The organism is Actinokineospora terrae (assembly GCF_900111175.1).
Lineage (GTDB): Bacteria > Actinomycetota > Actinomycetes > Mycobacteriales > Pseudonocardiaceae > Actinokineospora > Actinokineospora terrae.
The window spans coordinates 388371-408653 of the sequence record NZ_FOGI01000009.1; the positions used below are offsets into that span (position 1 = coordinate 388371).

At 70.7% G+C, this 20283-nt stretch carries 18 protein-coding genes; 12 read left to right on the top strand and 6 right to left on the bottom strand.

Annotation, left to right across the window (positions count from 1 at the left end):
- Positions 1 to 356 precede the first annotated feature (356 nt).
- Positions 357 to 1262, bottom strand: a complete 906-nt coding sequence (locus BMY07_RS22710; protein ID WP_425426341.1) for an SDR family oxidoreductase — start codon at positions 1260 to 1262, stop codon at positions 357 to 359.
- Between the two features lie 2 nt (positions 1263 to 1264).
- Entirely contained in the window at positions 1265 to 1861 is a 597-nt protein-coding gene (locus BMY07_RS22715; RefSeq protein WP_092782164.1) for a TetR/AcrR family transcriptional regulator, read from the bottom strand.
- Between the two features lie 250 nt (positions 1862 to 2111).
- On the opposite strand from BMY07_RS22715, the gene BMY07_RS22720 reads away from it, so the two are divergent.
- From BMY07_RS22720 to BMY07_RS22755, 8 genes are all read left to right on the top strand, one after another.
- Positions 2112 to 3056 carry an ABC transporter ATP-binding protein gene (locus tag BMY07_RS22720; RefSeq protein WP_092782167.1) on the top strand — a complete coding sequence of 315 codons (945 nt, stop codon included), beginning with the start codon at positions 2112 to 2114 and terminating at the stop codon, positions 3054 to 3056.
- 4 nt (positions 3057 to 3060) lie between these two features.
- Positions 3061 to 3828, top strand: coding sequence for a hypothetical protein (locus BMY07_RS22725; RefSeq protein WP_092782170.1), 768 nt, complete (start codon positions 3061 to 3063; stop codon positions 3826 to 3828).
- Positions 3828 to 4553 (top strand): hypothetical protein, encoded by a 726-nt coding sequence (locus tag BMY07_RS22730; RefSeq protein ID WP_092782173.1) that lies wholly within the window; start codon positions 3828 to 3830, stop codon positions 4551 to 4553. Before BMY07_RS22725 ends, BMY07_RS22730 begins: the two co-directional genes overlap by 1 nt.
- Positions 4554 to 4700: 147 nt before the next feature.
- Positions 4701 to 5651: an ABC transporter ATP-binding protein gene (locus BMY07_RS22735; protein ID WP_092782176.1), complete on the top strand. Its 951-nt coding sequence runs from the start codon at positions 4701 to 4703 to the stop codon at positions 5649 to 5651.
- Positions 5648 to 6397: a hypothetical protein gene (locus tag BMY07_RS22740; protein ID WP_092782179.1), complete on the top strand. Its 750-nt coding sequence runs from the start codon at positions 5648 to 5650 to the stop codon at positions 6395 to 6397. Before BMY07_RS22735 ends, BMY07_RS22740 begins: the two co-directional genes overlap by 4 nt.
- A 169-nt stretch (positions 6398 to 6566) precedes the next feature.
- The gene (locus BMY07_RS22745; RefSeq protein ID WP_342741552.1) at positions 6567 to 7178 is read left to right on the top strand and encodes a hypothetical protein; all 612 of its coding nucleotides are present in this window, start codon (positions 6567 to 6569) and stop codon (positions 7176 to 7178) included.
- 62 nt (positions 7179 to 7240) lie between these two features.
- A complete protein-coding gene (gene trmB / locus BMY07_RS22750) occupies positions 7241 to 7879 on the top strand; it encodes a tRNA (guanosine(46)-N7)-methyltransferase TrmB (protein ID WP_218150732.1) in 639 nt (212 codons plus the stop codon).
- Between the two features lie 79 nt (positions 7880 to 7958).
- Entirely contained in the window at positions 7959 to 9077 is a 1119-nt protein-coding gene (locus BMY07_RS22755; RefSeq protein WP_245782576.1) for a nitric oxide synthase oxygenase, read from the top strand.
- Between the two features lie 13 nt (positions 9078 to 9090).
- Here BMY07_RS22755 and BMY07_RS22760 read toward each other — a convergent pair whose 3' ends face one another.
- The 3 genes from BMY07_RS22760 to BMY07_RS22775 form a co-directional block, all read right to left on the bottom strand.
- Entirely contained in the window at positions 9091 to 10614 is a 1524-nt protein-coding gene (locus tag BMY07_RS22760; RefSeq protein ID WP_425426342.1) for a glycosyltransferase family 87 protein, read from the bottom strand.
- A gap of 301 nt (positions 10615 to 10915) precedes the next feature.
- Complete coding sequence (locus BMY07_RS22765) at positions 10916 to 13240, bottom strand: transglycosylase domain-containing protein (protein ID WP_092782185.1); 2325 nt, start codon at positions 13238 to 13240, stop codon at positions 10916 to 10918.
- A 914-nt stretch (positions 13241 to 14154) separates the two neighbouring features.
- The gene (locus BMY07_RS22775) at positions 14155 to 14550 is read right to left on the bottom strand and encodes a DUF5318 domain-containing protein (protein ID WP_092782191.1); all 396 of its coding nucleotides are present in this window, start codon (positions 14548 to 14550) and stop codon (positions 14155 to 14157) included.
- A 298-nt stretch (positions 14551 to 14848) separates the two neighbouring features.
- Between BMY07_RS22775 and BMY07_RS22780 the strand changes: the two genes are divergently transcribed.
- From BMY07_RS22780 to BMY07_RS22795, 4 genes are all read left to right on the top strand, one after another.
- Positions 14849 to 15391, top strand: coding sequence for a PadR family transcriptional regulator (locus tag BMY07_RS22780; RefSeq protein ID WP_092782336.1), 543 nt, complete (start codon positions 14849 to 14851; stop codon positions 15389 to 15391).
- A gap of 85 nt (positions 15392 to 15476) precedes the next feature.
- Positions 15477 to 16568 (top strand): inositol-3-phosphate synthase, encoded by a 1092-nt coding sequence (locus BMY07_RS22785; protein ID WP_092782194.1) that lies wholly within the window; start codon positions 15477 to 15479, stop codon positions 16566 to 16568.
- Between the two features lie 203 nt (positions 16569 to 16771).
- The gene (locus tag BMY07_RS22790; protein ID WP_092782197.1) at positions 16772 to 18844 is read left to right on the top strand and encodes a PhoX family protein; all 2073 of its coding nucleotides are present in this window, start codon (positions 16772 to 16774) and stop codon (positions 18842 to 18844) included.
- Between the two features lie 62 nt (positions 18845 to 18906).
- Positions 18907 to 19584, top strand: coding sequence for an SDR family oxidoreductase (locus tag BMY07_RS22795; protein ID WP_092782199.1), 678 nt, complete (start codon positions 18907 to 18909; stop codon positions 19582 to 19584).
- A 379-nt stretch (positions 19585 to 19963) separates the two neighbouring features.
- Here BMY07_RS22795 and BMY07_RS22800 read toward each other — a convergent pair.
- A partial coding sequence (locus BMY07_RS22800; RefSeq protein ID WP_143073597.1) for an IS30 family transposase occupies positions 19964 to 20283 on the bottom strand: 320 nt, incomplete at its 5' end.

Genomic DNA, 20283 nt, shown 5'->3' on the forward strand with positions numbered 1-20283 from the left:
GACCTGCCACGGCCGCAGCCCCACCCGACTTCCCCCGAGCCTCGGGCTCGGCCCCGAGCCCACCCCGGCCCGCGGCCCCAGCCACCTTCCGGCCGCCGTTCCGGAGGCCCTCCCCGCCTACCCCAGCCCCCACCCTCTCCGGGGGGCGGCCCCGGCTCCATTCTATCGGGCCACGGTTGCAGGGCCAGGGGGTTGGCGTGAGCTGTGGACAAGTCGGGTGTTGTGGATGGACAAACGCGCAGGTCGGGGGATCGGGCTCGGGTGGCGGCGGGCGAGGTTCAGCCGAACGGGGCATGGACTGGGGTTGGGCACGGGGTGGTTGAGGCCTCAAGGCCGGGGCGATCAGAGTGTGCGGCTCAGCGGTAGGTGGAGGCGTCCACTGTGGTCGGGTCGAGGCCTGCCTTGATGACCTCGTCGTGCCAGCGGCCCCAGTCGGGGCGGGTGCCGTCGAGGTCGGTGAAGCCGTATTCGCGCATGAGGGTCCAGCTCGCCAGGGTGCGGCCCGCGAAGCGGGACACCTCGGGGTCCGCGGCCAGGGCGGCGATGGCGCGGCCGATGTAGTGCGGGGACTCGGCCATGATGTAGTTCGGGTCCTTCTCGACACCGTCGCGCCAGTTGGCCTCGGTGACCTCGAAGTGCTCCAGCATCATCTCCGAGCGCAGGAACCCGGGCGTGACCGACAGCCCGGTGGCGCCGACCGCGGCCAACTCCTCGCCCAGCCACCGCCCGATCGCGCGGACGCCCGACTTCACCAGGTAGTACGGGATCCCGACCGGGCCCGGGTAGTCCTCGACGTCCCCGTCGGTCACCTCGACCACCAGACCGCCCGGTCGCGCGACCACCAGGGGCAGCAGCCGGTGCAGGGTGATCAGGTGCGTGTCGAGGCCGTTGCGCACCACGCCGATGCCCTTGTCCAAATCGGACTCCCACCACGGCGTGTCGAACTCGACGAACGGGTCGCCGCCCCACACGTCGTCGACCAGGACATCGATGCGCCCGTGGTCGGCGGCGATCCGGTCCCGCAGCGCGTCCACATCGGACACCGAGGTGAAGTCGCAGCGGACCGGGATGCCGGTGCCGCCCGCCGCGTCGACCAGGTCGGCGGTGTCCTCGATGGTCTCGGTGCGCCGCATCGGCGACGCGGACGAGCGGGTCGTGCGGCCGGTGACGTAGACCGTCGCCCCCGCTGCCCCGAGTTCGACCGCGATGCCCCGACCGCAGCCCCTGGTCGCCCCGGTGACCACGGCGACCTTTCCCTGCAACGTCATCGATTCCCTCCTTCGTCCCCGCGGCGCCAGGCCCCCAGCACCGCGTCCACGTCCGCGCCGAGCCGGTCGGCCAGCGTCCCGTGCGGACGGACCGACCAGTCGATCGAGATCCCGTTGACCAGCGACAGCAGCACCCGGACGGCCACGTCCGGCGCGGGTGCTCCCGGCAGCGAGCCCGCCGCCCGGTCGAACGCGCGGGCCAGTTCGGCACTCATGACCTCGAAGTGCGTTGCCAGCTTCGCGCGCAGGACCGGGTCGATCAGGTCGTGCCCGAGTTGTCCCAAGTGGTTGGCCGCGGTGTCGGCGTCACCCAGCGAGATGAAGGTGCCCACCGCCGCGGCCCGCAGCCCGGCGACCGGATCCGCCGCCGCGTCGGCCGCCGCCCGCATCGTGCGGGCCACCTCGGCCGTCGCGTTGTCGAAGACGGCCTGGACCAACCGGTCCTTGGAGCCGAACCGGGTGGCCACCGTCCCGACCGAGACCCCGGCCTCGGCGGCCACCTGGGCCAGGGTGAACCCCGGTCCGACCCGTCCGACGACCACGTGCGCCGCGTCGAGGAGCCGCTGGTCGGTGATGGTCCTCGGGCGCGGCACGCCATTATTGAACCATGGTTCATTAACCGTGTCACCCAGCCGGACCGGCATCGCGGATCAGGGTCCACTCAGGGTCGTCACCGATACCCGGGGCGCGCCGGGACGCGGGAGGCTACGCCTGTGAGTTGACCGGACCGGGGGACCACAGGACGACGCGGGAACACACCCGCGACGGCCACCCTGGTACCGGACAGCGGGGGAAGCGCTTGGGGGACGAGCGCACAGCGACAGTCGCTAGAAGGAGCACACCATGATCGAGGCAGTCGGCCTCACCAAGAGCTACGGCAAGACGCTCGCCGTCGACAACCTGTCGTTCTCGGTTCCGACCGGGCGGGTGACCGGCTTCCTCGGTCCTAACGGCGCGGGCAAGTCGACCACGATGCGGATGATCCTCGGGTTGGACACCCCGACCGGGGGATCGGCGCTGATCGACGGGAAGCGCTACCGCGACCTGCACCAGCCACTGCGGACCGTCGGCGCGCTGCTCGACGCCAAGTGGGTCCACCCCAACCGCTCGGCCCGCGCCCACCTGCAGTGGCTGGCGCGGTCGAACAAGCTGCCCGCCAAGCGCGTCGACGAGGTGCTGGAGATCGTCGGCCTCACCGCGGTGGCAGGCAAGCGCGCGGGCGGGTTCTCGCTGGGCATGTCCCAGCGGCTGGGCATCGCCGCCGCGCTGCTGGGCGACCCGCAGGTGCTGCTGTTCGACGAGCCGGTCAACGGCCTGGACCCGGAGGGCATCCTCTGGATCCGCAAGTTCATGCACCGGCTCGCCGAGGAAGGCCGCACGGTCTTCGTCTCCAGCCACCTGCTCTCCGAGATGGCGCTCACCGCCCAGGAGCTGGTGGTGATCGGCCGGGGCAAGCTGATCTCGCAGAGCAGCACCGAGGACTTCGTCGCGCAGGCGACCGAGAACACCGTCCTGGTGCGCGGTCCGCAGCTCGGCCACCTGCGCACGGCGCTGGGCCAGGCCGGTGCGTCCGTCCGGGACGAGGGCGCGGGCCTGGTCGTGTCCGGGATGGACTGCGCCGACATCGGTGAGCTGGCGGCGCGCACGCAGACCGTGCTGCACGAGCTGAGCCCGCAGCGCGGGTCGCTCGAGGAGGCGTTCATGCAGCTGACCGGCGACTCCGTCGAGTACCACACCGAGATCGCCGACGCTCCCACCCCGGCGACCCTCGTGCCCGCGGGGAAGTGACGTCATGACGCTGCTCGCGGTAGAACGGATCAAGCTCTTCACCACCCGCTCGCCGTGGTGGTGCACCCTCATCGCCCTGGTGCTCACCATCGGCTTCGGCGCTCTCATGGCGGGCACCTCGGACGAGGCCATCGCCCCGCTCAACGTCGCCGCCACCCAGTTCGGCTACGGCTTCGGCCTGGTCGTGGTGATGGTGATGGCGACGCTGGCGATCACCACCGAGTACCGGTTCTCCACCATCCGGGCCACCTTCCTGGCCGTGCCCAACCGCCCGTCCACCCTGGTCGCCAAGGCCACCGTGGTCGCGGTGCTGGCCGCGGTCGTCGGTGAGATCGCCGCGTTCGGGTCGTGGGGCATCGCAGGCGCGATCAAGCCCAACGTCGACCTGGCGATCAACACCGCCTACGAGTGGCGCGCGGTGGCGGGCGTCGGACTCGTCTACGCGCTGTCCGCGGTCGTCGCGGTCGCCGTCGGCGTGCTGATCCGGCACTCCGCCGGGGCCATCGCGGTCCTGCTGATCTGGAACCAGCTGGTCGAGCCGCTGGTGCAGCTCATCCCCAGGGTCGGCGACGACATCCACAAGTGGATGCCGTTCAACATCGCCAACAAGCTGGTCACCGGCAACCCGGACCCGACCACCCGCGACGTGCTGCAGGGACCGCCGCCCTCGGACGCGGTGCTCGGCCCGTGGCCCGCGATCGGCGTCTTCGCCGCCTTCGCCGCCGTGCTGCTCGGCATCGCCATCGTCGTGGCCAACCGGAGGGACGCCTGATGACCACCCTGCTCGCCACCGAGCGGATCAAGCTGTTCACCACCCGCTCGCCGTGGTGGTCCGCCTTCCTCGCGCTCGGGCTCACCATCGGCTTCGCCGCGCTGGTGGGGCTCAACCACAACGGCGGACCGCTGACCGTGGAGCACAGCCAGTTCGGCATGCAGTTCGGCCTGATGGTCGTCTCGGTGATGGCGGCGCTGGCGATCACCACCGAGTACCGGTTCGCCACCATCCGGGCCACCTTCCAGGCGGTGCCCAAGCGCACCTCGGTGCTGGTGGCCAAGACCGCCGTCGTCGCGGTGCTGGCCGCGGTGATCGGCGAGGTCGCGGCGTTCGGCTCCTGGGTGACCACCTACGCCATCGACGGCGGCCCGGAGATGGCGATCACGACCGGCGCCGACTGGCGGATGGTCGCCGGGGTCGGCCTGGTCTACGCCATCGCCTCGGTCATCTCGGTCGCGGTCGGCACGCTGGTCCGCCAGTCGGCCGGGGCGATCTCGATCCTGCTCATCTGGCCGCTGCTGGTGGAGAACCTGGTGCAGCTGATCCCCGGGATCGGCGACGACATCCACGACTGGATGCCGTTCACCGTCGCGGGTCGCTTCCTCAACGGCACCGGGCCGGACGCCCCGATGGGCCCCTGGGCCTCGCTCGCCTACTTCGCCGGTGTCGCCGCCGTCCTGCTGGTGGCCTCGCTGGTGGTCGCCAACAAGCGAGACGCCTGATCGAGCACGGTCCCGCCGGTCATTCGGGGAGCGGCAGGACCTCTTTTCCGGGGATGCGGAGCCCGGGTCGCCACCACGGCGGCCCGGGCTCCGGCACTTTCCCGGTCAGGCCTGCGGGCGTGGGGGATTGGTGCCAGTATCGGGCGCATGATCGAGGCGACCGGTCTGACCAAGCACTACGGCCGCACCGTCGCGGTCGACAACCTGTCATTCACCGTCAGCGAGGGCAAGGTCACCGGCTTCCTCGGGCCCAACGGCGCCGGCAAGTCGACCACGATGCGGATGATCCTCGGCCTCGACCGCCCGACCGCGGGTGACGTGCGCATCGACGGGCAGCACTACTGGGACCTGCACCAGCCGCTGCGCACCGTCGGTGCCCTGCTCGACGCCAAGTGGGTCCACCCCAACCGCTCCGCGCGCGCCCACCTGCGGTGGCTGGCCGCGGCGACGAAGCTGCCCAAGCGGCGCATCGACGAGGTGCTCGACCTGGTCGGGCTGACCGCGGTGGCCGACAAGAACGCGGGCGGCTTCTCCCTGGGCATGTCCCAGCGGCTCGGCATCGCCGCCGCCCTGCTCGGCGACCCGAAGGTGCTGCTGTTCGACGAACCGGTCAACGGCCTCGACCCCGAGGGCATCCTCTGGATCCGCAAGTTCATGCACAAGCTGGCCGACGAGGGCCGCACCGTGTTCGTCTCCAGCCACCTGCTCTCCGAGATGGCGCAGACCGCGCAGGACCTGGTCGTCATCGGCCGCGGCAAGCTCATCCACCAGGGCACCGTCGACGAGTTCATCGCGCACGCCACCGAGAGCACGGTCCTGGTGCGCAGCCCGGAACTGGAGAAGCTCGGCGAGTACCTGCTCGCGGCAGGCGCCGGGATCAGCGACGACGGCGACGCGCTGCGGGTGTCCGGGATGGACAGCCCGGCGATCGGCGAGCTGGCCGCGGCGCGGCAGATCACGCTGCACGAGCTCAGCCCGCAGGTCGGCTCGCTGGAGCAGGCCTTCATCCAGCTGACCGGCGACAGCGTCGAGTACCGGACGGTGGAGACCGGCAGGCTGGCACCCGATGTCGCCGCGAGCCAGGAGGAGCGGGCATGAGCGTGCTCAACGCCGAGCGGATCAAGTTGCTCTCCACCCGCTCGCCGTGGTGGTGCGCGCTGCTCGCCATCGCGCTGCCGGTCGGGCTGACCGCGCTGATCGCCAGCCAGGCCCAGATCCAGCCGGGGGACGCGGGCAACGGGGTCTACATCACCCAGATGCTGTCCAGCCTCGGGCGCGCGGTGGTGCTGGTGATGGCGGCGCTGTCGATCACCAGCGAGTACCGCTTCGGCACCATCCGCAGCACCTTCCAGGTCGTGCCGCACCGGGCCACCGCGCTGCTGGCCAAGACCGCGGTGACCGCGATCCCGGCGATGCTGATCGGCGCCGCGGTCGGCTTCGGCAGCTGGGCGGTGTTCCAGGCGATCAACTCCTTCCCGGAGCTCGCGCTCGACACCGCGCAGGACTGGCGCGCGGTCGCCGGTCAGGTGCTGGTCTTCGGCATCACCGCGGTGCTGGCGCTGGGCGTCGGCATGCTGATCCGGCAGACCGCGGGGGCCGTCGCCGTGCTGCTGGTCTACGCGCTGCTGGTGGAGGGCCTGATCGGGCTGATCCCCAAGATCGGCGACGACATCCAGCACTGGCTGCCGTTCTTCGCCGCCGACCGGTTCCTCGGCCTGCAGGACGACATCCCGCAGCTGCGGGACCTGCCGCTGGGCCCGTGGGGCTACCTGGCCTACTTCGCCGCCGTCGCGGCCGCGGTGCTGGCCGCCGGAATCTTGTCGGCGCAGCGCCGCGACGCCTGAAGGACTTCCGACCCTGGCCTTCGGGCCCGAATTTTCCTACAACAAGCATCAGGATTAAGACCACGTTAAGTAGGTGTGAGTCAGAGCACAGGCGGAAGACTTCGGTCGGCTCCCGGGGTCAGATGGACTCACGGACCCGTCTCGGAACCCGTGGAGGTGGACCTTGACGGTGCTTGACGCCAGCACGAACGACAGCGCCGCGAACGCCGGGCGGCAGCACGCCGTGCCCGCGCAACGCGGACTGCACGTCGAACCGCTGATCGGCCTGGAGTGGTCGGAGGCGCTGGAGCAGCCGGGCGGCCCGCCCGCGGCCACCCCGGCCGATGCGCGCCGCGCCTGGGTGCACCGCGCGCCGGAGGCCCAGGTGATCGCCCTCTACCGCGCGGTCGTGGCCGCGGATCCCGCCTTACCCGCGCCGTGGTGGCTGCGCGCGATCGCCTCGGGCGAGCTGAGCTCCCGCCGGGAGGGGTTCGCCGTCGAGGACAGGGTCGCCAAGCTGCTGGACGCGAGACCGGGCTGGGTGTTCGTGCCGTGGGGCGTGGACGGCGACTCGGGCTACTGGGAGTACATGCCCTCGGAGCGCACCCTGGCCGAGCCGGGGATGCCCACCACCCTGGCGCACACCCACCGCCACCCCGGCTGGATCGACGTGATCGGCGTGCACGCGGGCAGCCCGCCCGAGCCGGTCCGGGTGCAGGGGCTGCCGGACCTGCGCGCGAACCTGTCCCGGCTGGAGTCCCTGCGACCGGAGCAGCGGCCGGATGGCACCCTGGGCGGGTGACACCGACCGACCAGGTTTCCCGCAAGCGCTCGATCGTCAGCTTCGTGCACCGGGGCGGTCGCATGACCGTCGGCCAGGACCGGGCGTGGCAGCGGTCCTGGCCGCACCTGGGCAAGCAGGTCCCGGAACTGCCGCAGGGCCCGCTCGACACCGACTCGTGGTTCGGCCGCGCGGCGCCGCTGCTGCTGGAGATCGGCTCCGGCATGGGCGAGACCACCTCGCTGCTCGCGCAGGCCGAGCCGGGGACGAACTACCTGGCGATCGACGTCTACCAGCCCGGCCTCGCGCAGCTGATCCTGCGGGCCGAGGCGATGGGGCTGACCAACCTGCGGATGCTGCGCGGCGACGCCGTCGTGCTGCTCGGCGCGCACATCGCCCCCGGCTCGCTCTCGGCGGTGCGGCTGTTCTTCCCGGACCCGTGGCCGAAGAAGAAGCACCACAAGCGACGGTTGGTGCAGCCGGACTTCGTGGCGCTGCTGGCATCGCGGCTGGCGCCCGGCGGCACGGTGCACATGGCGACCGACTGGGCCGAGTACGCCGACCAGATGCTCGAGGTGCTCTCGGGGCAACCGCTGCTGCGCAACCGGTTCGACGGCTGGGCACCCCGGCCGGACTGGCGTCCGGTGACGAAGTTCGAGTCGCGCGCCCGGGAAGAGGGGCGAATCAGTCGCGATCTCATCTTCGAACGAGTGAATGACTGACCGACAGTCACATCGCTCTCGGCAGGACCACACGACCGAGTAGTCGAGGCCGCAGGTTTGCGTACCGATATCCAGTGATGTGACCGCCCTGCGCGACGAGCCTGTCCTGCCCACCGCCCCCCGCGCCACCCTGCCAACCACCCCCCGCACGACCCTGTCCGCCGAGGTACCAACGGTCACCACCGCGCCGGTCAGCCCAGCACCGGTCAGCCCGGCCCCCGCGGCCCGCGCGCGGTCCGTCGGCAACCCGCTGTACCAGGCGGCCGAGCACTTCCTGCGCGCCTTCCACGAGGCCAGGCCCAAGGCCGGGCCGCTGGACGCGCGGCTGGCCAAGGTCCGCGCCGAGATCGCCGCGACCGGCACCTACCGGCACACCCCGGCCGAGCTGGCCTACGGCGCCCGGCTCGCGCTGCGCGAGAGCGGCTGGTGCCCGGAGAGCATCCCGTGGCGCGGCCTGCTGGTCCGCGACCTGCGCGAGGTCCGCGCCGCGGCGGACGTGGCCGCCGAGTGCGTGCGGCACCTGCGGATGGCCACCGGCACCGGCGTCATCCGACCGGTGGTCAGCGTGTTCGCGCCGGACTCGCCGTGGCGGCCGGGCCCGCGCATCCGCAACGACCAGCTGGTCAGGTACGCGGGCTACCGCGAGCTCTCGCACGTGCTCGGCGACCGCAGGTACATCGACTTCACCACCGGCGTCGGCAAGCTCGGCTGGCGGCCGCCGACCCCGCGCGGCGCGTTCGACCTGCTGCCGCTGGTGGTCGAGTGCGGCGACGACGGGGTGCGGCTGTTCCCGATCCCGCGCGACGCGGTGCTCGAGGTCCGGCTCACCCACCCGGAGCTCGCCTGGTTCGCCGAGCTGGGGCTGCGCTGGCACGCGGTGCCGGTCATCGCGAACACCCGGCTGCGCATCGGCGGCATCGACTACCCGGCCGCGCCCTACAACGGCGTCTACATCTGCCGCGCCATCGGCGAGGACGTGCTCGGCGAGGACGCCGCCTACGGGATGGCCGCGGTCGTCGCCGAACGGCTCGGCCTCGACACCACGCGCGAGCGCACCCTCTGGCGCGACCGCGCGGCGCTGGAGCTCAACCGCGCGGTCCTGCACTCGTTCGACAAGGCGGGCGTCAGCATCGAGCACTCCGCCGACGTCTACCTCCCGGCGAGCGACCACCGGGACCGGCACGCATTCCTGCGGTGAGGACAGTCCCGCGCTAGGCGGTCGGGACCGGCTCGCGCTCCTCGGGGGCCTCGGCCTGCGGCGGCGCCTCGTGCTTGCGCGAGCGGATGACGACCTTGTCCGGGGCACCCTCCAGGACGCCACCGGCCGGGTCGTCGCCGGGGAAGCGCCGGACCAGGTCGCGCTCCGGGTGGTAGATCTCGTAGAGGATCACGACGCAGATGACGATGACCGCCAGGTCGCGCAGCACCACCGTGCCGAGGAACCACTCCTCCGGCAGGCCCTTGTTGCTCTCGCCCAGGTAGTACATCATCCGCGGCGCCCAGACCAGGGCGTCGATGGTCATCCAGGCCAGCAGCAGCTTCCACCTGGGCAGCGCCAGCACCGCGATCGGCACCAGCCACAGGCTGTACTGCGGGCTCCACACCTTGTTGGTCAGCAGGAACGCGGCGACCACCAGGAACGACAGTTGCGCCACCCGCGGCCGGGTCTTGGCGTGCAGCGCGACGAACGCGATGCCCGCGCAGGCCGCCACGAACAGCAGCGCGCTGACCAGGTTCAGCCAGGTCGGCGACTCGCCGAAGGGCACCTGGCCGTCGAAGCCCTCCCAGCCGGTGAACTTCATCAGCACGTTGTAGAGCGAGTCCGGGTCGGCGCCGCGCTCGGAGTTGCGCCGGAAGAACTCCCACCAGCCCTGCCGGTACTGCTCGGGGATGATCAGCCAGGCGTTGCAGATGGTCCAGGTGAACGCGGCGAGACCGGTGGCGTTCCACCAGTCCTTCATCCGCCCGGAGCGCAGGCACAGCACCAGCAGCGCGCCGAGCAGGAACGCCGGGTAGAGCTTCGCCGCGGCGCCGAGACCGATGAGGACACCGGCGACCCCCGGCTTCTTGCGCGACCACGCCAGCAGCGCGGCGGCGGCGAAGGCCGTGGCCAGGGTGTCGAAGTTGGTGAAGGCGTGCACGGCGACCAGCGGCGAGAGCGCGATGAACGCCGCGTCCCACGGTCGATGTCGAGCCGTGCGGCCGGTCGTCCAGATGGTGATCAGCCACGCCAGCGACAACCACAGCACGCTGAAGGTGAAGTAGATGACCACCGGCAGCGCCGTCGGCAGCCAGCCCTGCTTCGCGACCTCGATGTAGCCGTGCGTCAGCTTGGCGTTGACCCACTGGAACATGCCGGTGAGCACCGGGTACTCCATGTACCGCAGCTGCTGGGTCGGCTTGCCCTCGTCGTCGTACCAGGAGGTCTTGTAGGGGAACGTGTCCGGCTTGTCCAACCGCTCCGCTGTGTAGAGCGGGACGATGTCGGAGTAGCACATCGCCACGAACGGCCGGTTCGACCGCCAGTCCAGCTCCAGCTTGTCGCCCGAGTTGTACTGCTGCACGCACGCGGCCTTGGTGAACCAGCCCAGCGCCAGCCCCACCACCGCCAGCAGCAGCGCCACCCGCAGCGGCGTCCAGAACCAGTGCCTGCCGACCACCGCGTGCCTGCCGAGCGGGCCGCCGATGGGGCCGGACGCACCAGCGGCCATCGACTCCGACCAGGACGGGCGCACCCGCTCCTGCTCGCTCAACGACGCGGTGTCGGCGACCTGGCCGACCCCGGGGACGACCTCGACGGGGGCATCGCCCCGGGTCGGGGAGTCGCCCGCGGCCGGGGACTCGGCCGACGGCTTGGTCCCGACCTCGACCGGTCGCTCGGCCTCGTCTGGCCGCTCTGGATCGCCTGGCACGCGGCGATGCTACGGCCTGCGGTGTGCGGATGGGGTAGGGCGGCGGGGCAAAAAACACCCGGGGTCGGCGGGCGGTGAGCCCCCGACCCCGGGATGGTTCGGTGATCTAGCCAGTAGCGCCCGGCTAGTTGTTACCCGGTAGTGGTATGTCGGTCGTGGTCGGCTTCGGCTTCGTCCGGGTGGTGGTCGCCGACGGGTTCGGGTCGTCGGTCTCCGTCGTCGTGGTGGTCACCGGCGGCTGCGGGTCCGTCGTGGTCACCGGCGGCGGCACGTTGTCGGTCGTCGTCGGCTTCGGCACGCTGGACTGGGTCGGCTTCTCCGGCTCGCCGATGGGCACGAACCGGGGGAAGTTCTCCTTCGGCGCGTCGGCGAGGTAGGCGTTCATGAACTTCTGCCACGCCTTGCCCGGCAACCCGGAGCCGTAGACCGTCTTGCCGTCCGCCGCCTTGAGCGGGGCACCGTTCTCGGCGCTCAGCGCGGCGGCCGCCGACACCTGCGGGGTGTAGCCGACCATCCACGCCTTGGCGTTGTCGGCGGTCTCCACGCCCTGCGGGTTGGTGTACTGGTGCGTGCCGGTCTTGCCTGCGCACGGCCGGTCCTTGGCGCACTCGATCTTCGAGGACTTCGGGATCGGCAGCAGCGACTCGGTGACGTTGCGGGCGATCTTGGAGTTGGTGTCCGGGTTGTTCGGGTCGAACGCCAGCGCCTCGGCGTAGGACGGCTCGGCCGAGGCCTCCCAGGCCGCGCCGCCGTCCGGGTACTCGACCTTGGCCACCAGGTGCGATGGCCTGCGCACCCCGCCGGAGGCGAAGGTGGCGTACGCGGTGGCCATCTCCCTGGCGCTGACCAGGGTCTGGCCACCGCCGATGGCGATGTTGAGGTCGAGCGCCTTGGACAGGTCCGAGGTGATGCCCGCTTCCTTGGCCGCCTCGGCGACCCCGGCGGGCTTCACGTCGTGGTAGACCATGTCGCTGAACACGACGTTCAGCGACTCCTTCATGGCCGTGGCGACCGTGCACTCCCCGCAGCTGGGCTTGCTCGCGTTCTTGACGACCTTCGACCCGCCGAAGCTCTTGGGCGTGCTGTCGTACATCTCCTGCAGGCCCTTGCCCAGCTTGAGCAGTCCGACCAGGTCGAACGGCTTGAACGACGACCCGGGTTCCTGCTTGATGTTGGCCCAGTTCGTGCCGTTGGGATCGCTGCCCGGGTAGTAGGCGATGATCCCGCCGGTCTTCGGGTCGACCGCGACCATCCCCATGTGCATGTTCGCGGGCTGGCCCTGCATCACCTGGGCGACCGAGTCCTCCATGACCTGCTGCGCGCGCGGGTCGATGGTCGTGGTGATCTTGTAGCCGTTCTGCTTGAGCCTGGCGTCGTCGAAGCCGAGGTCCTCGAGCTCCTCCAGCACGAGGAACGGGATCTTCGCCCGCGGCCCGGTCAGCGAGGCGGTCTTGCCCGCCTGCGCCTCGAGCGGGGTCGGGAACGCCGCCGAGGACCGCTCCTGGTCGGACATCCACCCGTTGACGACCATCCGGCCGGACACGTACTCGTACCGCTTCTTCTGGTACTCGGGCAGCTTCGACTTCGCGGGCGTCTGGATCATGCCCGCCAGCAGCGCCGCCTGCGGCCGGGTGACCTGCTTGAGGTCGTCGATGCCGTAGTACGCCTTCGCCGCGGCCGCGATGCCGTAGGCGCCACGACCGAAGTACACCGTGTTGAGGTACGCGGTGATGATGTACTTCTTGTCGTAGGTCTTGTTCATCTTGTAGGCCTTCACGACCTCGACCCACTTGCGGCTGAGCGTGGGGTCGTCGTCGCCACTGGCCTGCTTGATGTACTGCTGGCTGATCGTCGACCCACCACCGCCACCACCGGTGGCGTTGCTCCACACCGCGCGCATGATGCCGCCGATGTCGAAGCCGGAGTTGGTCTCGAAGGTGTCGTCCTCGGCCGCGTAGACCGCGTGCTTGATGTCGTCCGGGATGTCCTCCGGCTTGAGCATCACCCGGTTCGCGCCGGACCCGGCGACCTTCGACATCTCCTCGCCGTTGTTGTAGAGCAGCGTGACGACCTTGGCCTGGTTGCGGGCCACGTCCTCGGGGTTGTCCACGTCGACGAGCTGGTAGGTGATGAAGAAGGCCAGCACCGGGCCGATGAACATCAGCGCGGCGGCCACGTAGATGGTGCGCCGGACCCGCCGCCAGATCTTCTTCTTGCGCATGGCGCGCAGTTCCTCTTCGGTCGGGCCCTTGTCCTCGTCGTCGAAGTCGTCGTCGCCGTAGCCCTCTTCGAGCTCGGGCTCGCGGTGGGTCAGCAGCTCCGGCTCGGACCGCGCCTGGCCGGGCGTCTTGGTCATGAAGACCGTCGGCGCCTCGCCGGGGTCGGGGCGGGCGCCGTGGCCGAGGGCGACGGTGCGGTCCGCGTCGCGGTTCGGTGCGGCGATGGCCATGGTCGGGTCAGCGGGTCCGGGGCCACCGGGGCCCGGCCTGCGCGGGCCACCAGGTCCACCTGGGCCACCAGGACCGCCGGGTCCACCAGGACCGCCTGGGCCGCCTGGGCCGCCGACGATCGCGGTCGCGCCGGGACCACCCGGGCCGACGGGACCACGCGGGCCGGGTCCACCGGGACCTGGGCGCCCGGGACCGCCGGGACCACCCGGGCGACCTGGTCCACCGGGACCGCCACCGGGACCACCGGGGCCGCCCTGCGAACCGGGACCACCGTTGGGACCAGGACCACCGGGGCCACCCTGCGGCCCGGGACCGCCGTTGGGTCCGGGAGCGCCGTTAGGGCCAGGGCCACCGTTGAGACCGGGACCGCCGTTCGGACCGGGAGCGCCGTTGGGACCAGGGCCACCACTGGGGCCAGGGCCGCCGTTGGGGCCAGGGCCACCACTGGGGCCAGGGCCGCCGTTGGGGCCAGGGCCGCCGCTGGGGCCAGGGCCGCCGTTGGGGCCAGGGCCGCCGTTGGGGCCGGGACCACCAGGACCGCGGCCACCGATCGGTGCGCCGGGACCACCCCGGCCGGGAGCGGGCGGGCCCGCGGGGCCGCGGCCACCGGGCGGACCGGCCACCTCGTCACCCTGGCGCTGCGCACGGCTGTCGTCGCCGTCGCCGTCCTCTTCCCACAGCGGGCTCCAGAAGCCCGTGCGCTCCTCCGGCTGGGCGGGCTGCCCCCCGGGCTTGGCACGGCCCGCGTCCGGCTCGTCGCCGGTTGGCCACTCCGGTTCCGGCCGTCGTCGATGGTCACTGTGGTCGTTCACGAAAAAGCCTCCCAGACCGGCGCCCAGCGTCGGGACGTCGTTCGGTGGTCACGCGCGGCAGTGCGATGTGCTCGCGAGGGAACCCGGTCACGCAAAGCGCATCACTCGGCTGCCGTCCTCCTGCGGGTGGGGACTCCCCCGGTCCCCAAGACGTACGACTGCACCAGGTGGTTCCACGAACATGTCCGGCAGACCTCGACGGTGTAGACCGTGAACTCCTCGAACACCCCCGCCATCCTGACCAACTCCTCCGGCGCGCGCGCCGAACCGGAGGCGTGCTTGAGCTCGTCGCCGTAGACCCAGTTGACGGTGGTCAGGTGTTCCTTGCGGCAGACCGGGCAGGTCACGTCGGTGGGTTGTCCGTGGAACTTCGCGGCACGCAGCAGGTACGGGTTCGCGTCGCACACCTCGTTGGTGCCGACACGACCCGAGTAGACCTCCGCGAGCAGCGATCTCCGCTGCAACGCGTAGTCGACCACCTGCCGCTGCGTTCGCACGCCGACAGCCTACGCGGCCGCGTTATCACGCCGGTGAGCCGATTGGCGGCGCCGACATGCTCCGCCAGCCGGATTCGTGACCTCTGCTGGCCCTGACCTGGCCGGGACGGGGTGGCGGGCGGTCAAACGCGAAACGGCGTGGTTCCTACGTGGTGATTGACACAGGCAGGCGAGTTGGCGAGGCTCGCGATGTATCGGCACGATATAAGTGTCCAGTAGGTCAACCCACGCCAAGCGGTGCGCCGGGTGGGGCTGGACCAGTGCGGTGGCGGCAAGACGAGGCTCGAAGGGGGTGCCCGTGCTCGAGTTCGCGATCCTCGGGTTGCTCCACGAGGCCCCGATGCACGGCTACGAGCTGCGCAAGCGCTTGCACGACCTGCTCGGGACGTTGCGCACCTTCTCCTACGGCTCGCTCTACCCGACGCTGCGGCGGCTGCTGCGGTCCGGGTGGATCGCCGAAGAGGCGCCGGAGGGCGACCGGTCGTGGGGCAGGCGCGGCAAGCGCGTCTACAAGCTCACCGCCGAGGGCAAGGAGCACTTCGCCGAGCTGCTCGTCGACGCGGGCCCGCAGACCTGGGACGACGAGGCCTTCGGTGTGCACATGGCGTTCTTCTCCCGCACGCCTGCCGAGGTGCGCATGCGCATCCTCGAGGGCAGGCGGCGCAGGGTCGAGGAGCGCAGGGAGGGCCTCCGCTCGTCCATGGCGCGCGCGGGCGAGCAGATCGACCGCTACACCCGGGAGCTGCACCGGCTGGGCCTCGAGACCAGCGAGCGCGAGGTGCGCTGGCTCAACGAGCTGATCGCCCACGAGCAGAGCGAGCAGCGCGACCCATCGGACTGACCGACAGGCAGGCCCGCCGTCAGCGGGTGCCTGTGACGAACGGACCGCGCCAGGCGCGCGGCGGGAAACGAGAAGGAGAACCGGCATGGGCGAGAACCGCCAGAGCGTGCGGGTGGCCATCGTCGGCGTCGGCAACTGCGCGGCGTCGCTTGTGCAGGGCGTGCACTACTACCGCGACGCCGACCCGACGACGCGGGTGCCGGGGCTGATGCACGTCCAGTTCGGCGACTACCACGTGCGCGACATCGAGTTCGTCGCCGCGTTCGACGTCGACGCCAAGAAGGTCGGCCGCGACCTGTCCGAGGCGATCGTGGCCAGCGAGAACAACACGATCAAGATCTGCGACGTCCCGCCGCTGGGGGTCACCGTCGGGCGCGGGCACACCCTCGACGGGCTCGGCGAGTTCTACCGGGAGATCATCACCGAGTCCGACGAGCAGCCGGTCGACGTGGTCGCCGCGCTGCGCGAGGCCGAGGTCGACGTGCTCGTGTCGTACCTGCCGGTCGGCTCGGAGGACGCGGACCGCTTCTACGCCCAGTGCGCCATCGACGCGGGCGTCGCCTTCGTCAACGCGCTGCCGGTGTTCATCGCCTCCGACCCGGAGTGGGCGGCCAAGTTCACCGAGGCAGGCGTGCCGATCGTCGGCGACGACATCAAGTCGCAGGTCGGCGCCACCATCACGCACCGGGTGATGGCGAAGCTGTTCGAGGACCGCGGTGTGGAGCTGCAGCGGACCTACCAGCTCAACTTCGGCGGCAACATGGACTTCATGAACATGCTGGAGCGCAAGCGGCTCCAGTCCAAGAAGATCTCCAAGACGCAGTCGGTGACCTCGCAGATCCCGCACGAGATGGCCAAGGCCGACGTGCACATCGGCCCGTCGGACCACGTGCCGTGGCTCGACGACCGCAAGTGGGCCTACGTCCGCCTGGAGGGCCGCTCCTTCGGCGACACCCCGCTGAACCTGGAGTACAAGCTGGAGGTCTGGGACTCGCCCAACTCCGCAGGCGTGATCATCGACGCGGTGCGCGCGGCGAAGATCGCCCTGGACCGGGGCATCGGCGGGCCGATCCTCTCGGCGTCCTCGTACTTCATGAAGTCCCCGCCCGAGCAGTACTCCGACGACGACGCCTACGAGGCCGTCGAGGCCTTCATCCGCGGCGACGTCGAGCGGTAGATCAGACCAGCGAACAGGGCCATCACCCACACCCGGGTGGTGGCCCTGTTCGCGTCTGGGCGTCACGATTCGGTCGCACGGCGCGACGACCAGGGCGGACCTGGACGAGTTCGCTCGCCGTTCACGTGGATGACTGCTTCACCTGGTTTCGGGCTCCTAGGTTCACGCCGTTCCCACTGACTGTCCGCACCCACGGAGGCTCCGTGACCACCACCGACGGCCGGATCTCGCTGCCGCTGTTGCCCCCGAACCACCCGCTCGGCCGCTCGTCGATCACGTGCGAGTACCGGTGTGGCAACGCCTGTTCGCACGAGGCGCCCAACACCTCGGACAACGCCTACTTCGGTGACGTCGTCCGCTCGATCGTCAGCCGCCGCGGCATGTTGAAGGCGGGCGCGGTGCTCGCCGTCGCCGGTGCTGGTGTCGCAGGCCTGGCGGGCACCGCCGCCGCGCACCCCGACCACGGTGGGCACGGTGGCGGCAACGGCCGCCCGCGCGGCCCCAAGGGCCTCGACTTCACCGCCGTGGCGCCCAACCGCGAGGACCGGATCGTCACCCCGGAGGGCTACCACAACTCGGTCGTCATCCGCTGGGGCGACCCGGTGCTGCCCGGCGCGCCCGCGTTCGACTTCGACAACCAGACCGCCGCGGCGCAGGCCAAGCAGTTCGGCTTCAACAACGACTTCTGCGGCCTGGTGCCGTTCGGCCACGACCGCTGGCTCATGGTGAGCAACCACGAGTACACGACCGAGTCGGCCATGTTCAAGGGCTTCAGCCAGGCCAACCCGACCGAGGAGCAGGTCAAGATCGGCTGGGCCGCGCACGGCCTGTCGGTCGTCGTCGTCGAGCGCGAGCGGCGCACCGGCAAGCTGCTGCCCAAGCTCGACCGCCGCTACAACCGCCGGATCACCGTCACCTCCGAGTTCGAGGTCGACGGCCCGGCCGCGGGCAGCGCGTTCCTGCGCACCTCCGCGGACCCGACCGGCCGCAAGGTGTTCGGCACGCTGAACAACTGCGCCGGTGGCGTCACCCCGTGGGGCACGATCCTGTCCGGCGAGGAGAACTTCAACCAGTACTTCGCCAACGCGGGTTCGGTGACCGACCCGGTCGTCAAGACCCGGCTCACCCGCTACGGCCTCGCCGGTGCCGCCAGCACCCGCAAGTGGGAGAACTTCGACCGGCGCTTCGACGTGGCCAAGGAGCCCAACGAGGTCAACCGGTTCGGCTGGATCGTCGAGGTCGACCCGCTCGAGCCCGGGTCCAAGCCGGTGAAGCACACCGCGCTGGGCCGGTTCAAGCACGAGGGCGCGACCATCCAGATCGCCCGCAACGGCAAGGTCGTCGCCTACCTCGGTGACGACGAGCGCTTCGACTACGTCTACAAGTACGTCTCGAAGGAGCGCTACCGCCCGGGTGACAGCCCGGCTGCCCGCGCGCACAACAAGAAGCTGCTCTCCGACGGCACCCTCTACGTCGCGCAGTTCACCGGCGACAGCCCGGCCACCGAGTTCGACGGCACCGGCAAGCTGCCCACCGACGGCGAGTTCGACGGCTCCGGCAAGTGGATCCCGCTGGCCTCCGGCGACAAGTCGTTCGTGGACGGCTTCACCGCCGAGGAGGTGTACGTCTTCACCCGCCTCGCCGCGGACAAGGTCGGCGCCACCAAGATGGACCGCCCCGAGGACGTGCAGCCCAACCCGGTCAACGGCCGGATCTACGCCGCGCTGACCAACAACACCGACCGCGGCAAGCCGGGCAAGGAAGGCCCGACCGAGATCAACCCGCGCAACGGCAACAAGCACGGCCACATCCTGGAGTGGGAGGAGAGCCGCGGCGACCACACCGCGCTCACCTTCTCGTGGAAGCTGCTGCTGGTCTGCGGTGACCCGGCCACGGCCGACACCTACTTCGGCGGGTACGACAAGACCCAGGTCAGCCCGATCTCCTGCCCGGACAACGTCGCCTTCGACCGCCACGGCAACCTGTGGATCTCCACCGACGGCAACGCGCTCGGCTCGAACGACGGCCTGTTCGTGGTGCCGGTCTCCGGCCGCTACCGCGGTTACCTCAAGCAGTTCCTCACCGTGCCGCTGGGCGCGGAGACCTGCGGCCCGGTCATCGAGGACGACTTCATCCTCGTGTCGGTGCAGCACCCGGGCGAGCTCGACGGCGCCAGCGCCGACAACCCGCTGACGCACTGGCCCGACGGTGGCACCGCCCAGCCGCGCCCCGCGGTCGCGGCCATCTGGAAGTCCGGCTGCCGCATCGGCGAGTGATCTTCGCCTGACCAGGGGTCCGTGCGCTTTCCGCCGCGCACGGACCCCTTTAGGTTTGGCCCATGCCCCTCGCCCTGATCACCGGCGCCTCCCGCGGCATCGGCGCCGCCACCGCGCGCGCCCTCGCCGACACCCACTCCCTGCTGCTCGGCGGCCGCGACACCGCCGCACTGGAGTCCCTCGCCGCCGAACTCCCCGACGCCCGCCCGTGGCCCGTCGAACTCACCGACCCGACCGCCCTCGCCGCCGCCACCGCGGACCTGGCCGAGGTCGACCTGCTGGTCCACTCCGCGGGCATCGCCCGAGTCGGCCCCCTCGCCGAGGCAACAGCAGCCCGCTGGCGCGAGATGTACGAGGTCAACGTCATCGCCGTAGTCGAACTGACCCGGCTGCTCCTGCCCGCCCTCCGCACCACCAAGGGCCAGGTAATCCTGATCAACTCCGGCGCAGGCCAAAACGCCCACCCCGGCTGGGGCCCATACGCCGCCAGCAAGTTCGCCCTCCGCGCCTACGCAGACGTCCTACGCGGCGAGGAAACCCCCACCTCCGGAATCCGCGTAACCACAATCTTCCCCGGCCGAACCGCCACCGACATGCAACGCACCGTACGAGCGGACGAAGGCGCCGACTACGACCCCACCCGCTACCTACGCCCAGAGTCCGTAGCCGCCGCCATCCGCACCGCCGCCCTAGCCACCCCCGAAGCCCACTTCACCGAAATCACCGTCCGCCCAACCTGACCACCCGGCCCTCACCAACGCTGGCCTCCACCCGGCCTTCACGATCGTTGGTCCTCCGCGCCCCACACAGGCGTTTGTCCTCATGCGCCCTCTACGCCGTTGGCCCGAACGCGCCCATCTCAAACGTTGGCCAACCACCCGGCCTCACAGACGTTGGCCCCAACACGCCCCTCTCAGACGTTGGCTGACAAGCGCCCCTCTACGACGTTGGCCGACAAGCGCTCCTCGGATCCGCTGGTGCCAAGCCGGCTCGATGGGGTGGACTTGTTTTGTGTGGGGGGGGGGGGGGACGGCACCCGTAGCGTCGCTCACCGTGGCAGGGCCTGCTTGTGGGCCCCTGCTTTGTGGTTCTGCCCGGGTGTCGTAGGGGCCCTTGGTTTCAGGTGATGGGTGCGCCACCGTGGTTGATCAGTAGTTCGTTCATCTTCTCGGTGGGCGACGCCCAGTCGAAAAAAATGCGGGGTCGTCCGTTGAGTTGGCGGGCGACGTGGTCGAGGTGGGCTTGGGAGTGGACCGACAGGTCGGTGCCTTTGGGGAAGTATTGGCGCAGGAGTCCGTTGGTGTTCTCGTTGGTTCCGCGCTGCCAGGGCGAATGTGGGTCGCAGAAGTAGACGGGTATCCCGGTGGTGACGGTGAACTTCGCGTGGTCCGCCATTTCGCTGCCCTGGTCCCAGGTGATCGAGTTTTTCAGGAATCCGG

Coding starts and splice junctions, on each gene's coding strand:
- BMY07_RS22720 (WP_092782167.1), top strand. CDS start 2,112: ATGATCGAGGCAGTCGGCCTCACCAAGAGCTACGGCAAGACGCTCGCC.
- BMY07_RS22725 (WP_092782170.1), top strand. CDS start 3,061: ATGACGCTGCTCGCGGTAGAACGGATCAAGCTCTTCACCACCCGCTCG.
- BMY07_RS22730 (WP_092782173.1), top strand. CDS start 3,828: ATGACCACCCTGCTCGCCACCGAGCGGATCAAGCTGTTCACCACCCGC.
- BMY07_RS22735 (WP_092782176.1), top strand. CDS start 4,701: ATGATCGAGGCGACCGGTCTGACCAAGCACTACGGCCGCACCGTCGCG.
- BMY07_RS22740 (WP_092782179.1), top strand. CDS start 5,648: ATGAGCGTGCTCAACGCCGAGCGGATCAAGTTGCTCTCCACCCGCTCG.
- trmB (WP_218150732.1), top strand. CDS start 7,241: ATGACCGTCGGCCAGGACCGGGCGTGGCAGCGGTCCTGGCCGCACCTG.
- BMY07_RS22765 (WP_092782185.1), bottom strand. CDS start 13,240: ATGGCCATCGCCGCACCGAACCGCGACGCGGACCGCACCGTCGCCCTC.
- BMY07_RS22785 (WP_092782194.1), top strand. CDS start 15,477: ATGGGCGAGAACCGCCAGAGCGTGCGGGTGGCCATCGTCGGCGTCGGC.
- BMY07_RS22795 (WP_092782199.1), top strand. CDS start 18,907: ATGCCCCTCGCCCTGATCACCGGCGCCTCCCGCGGCATCGGCGCCGCC.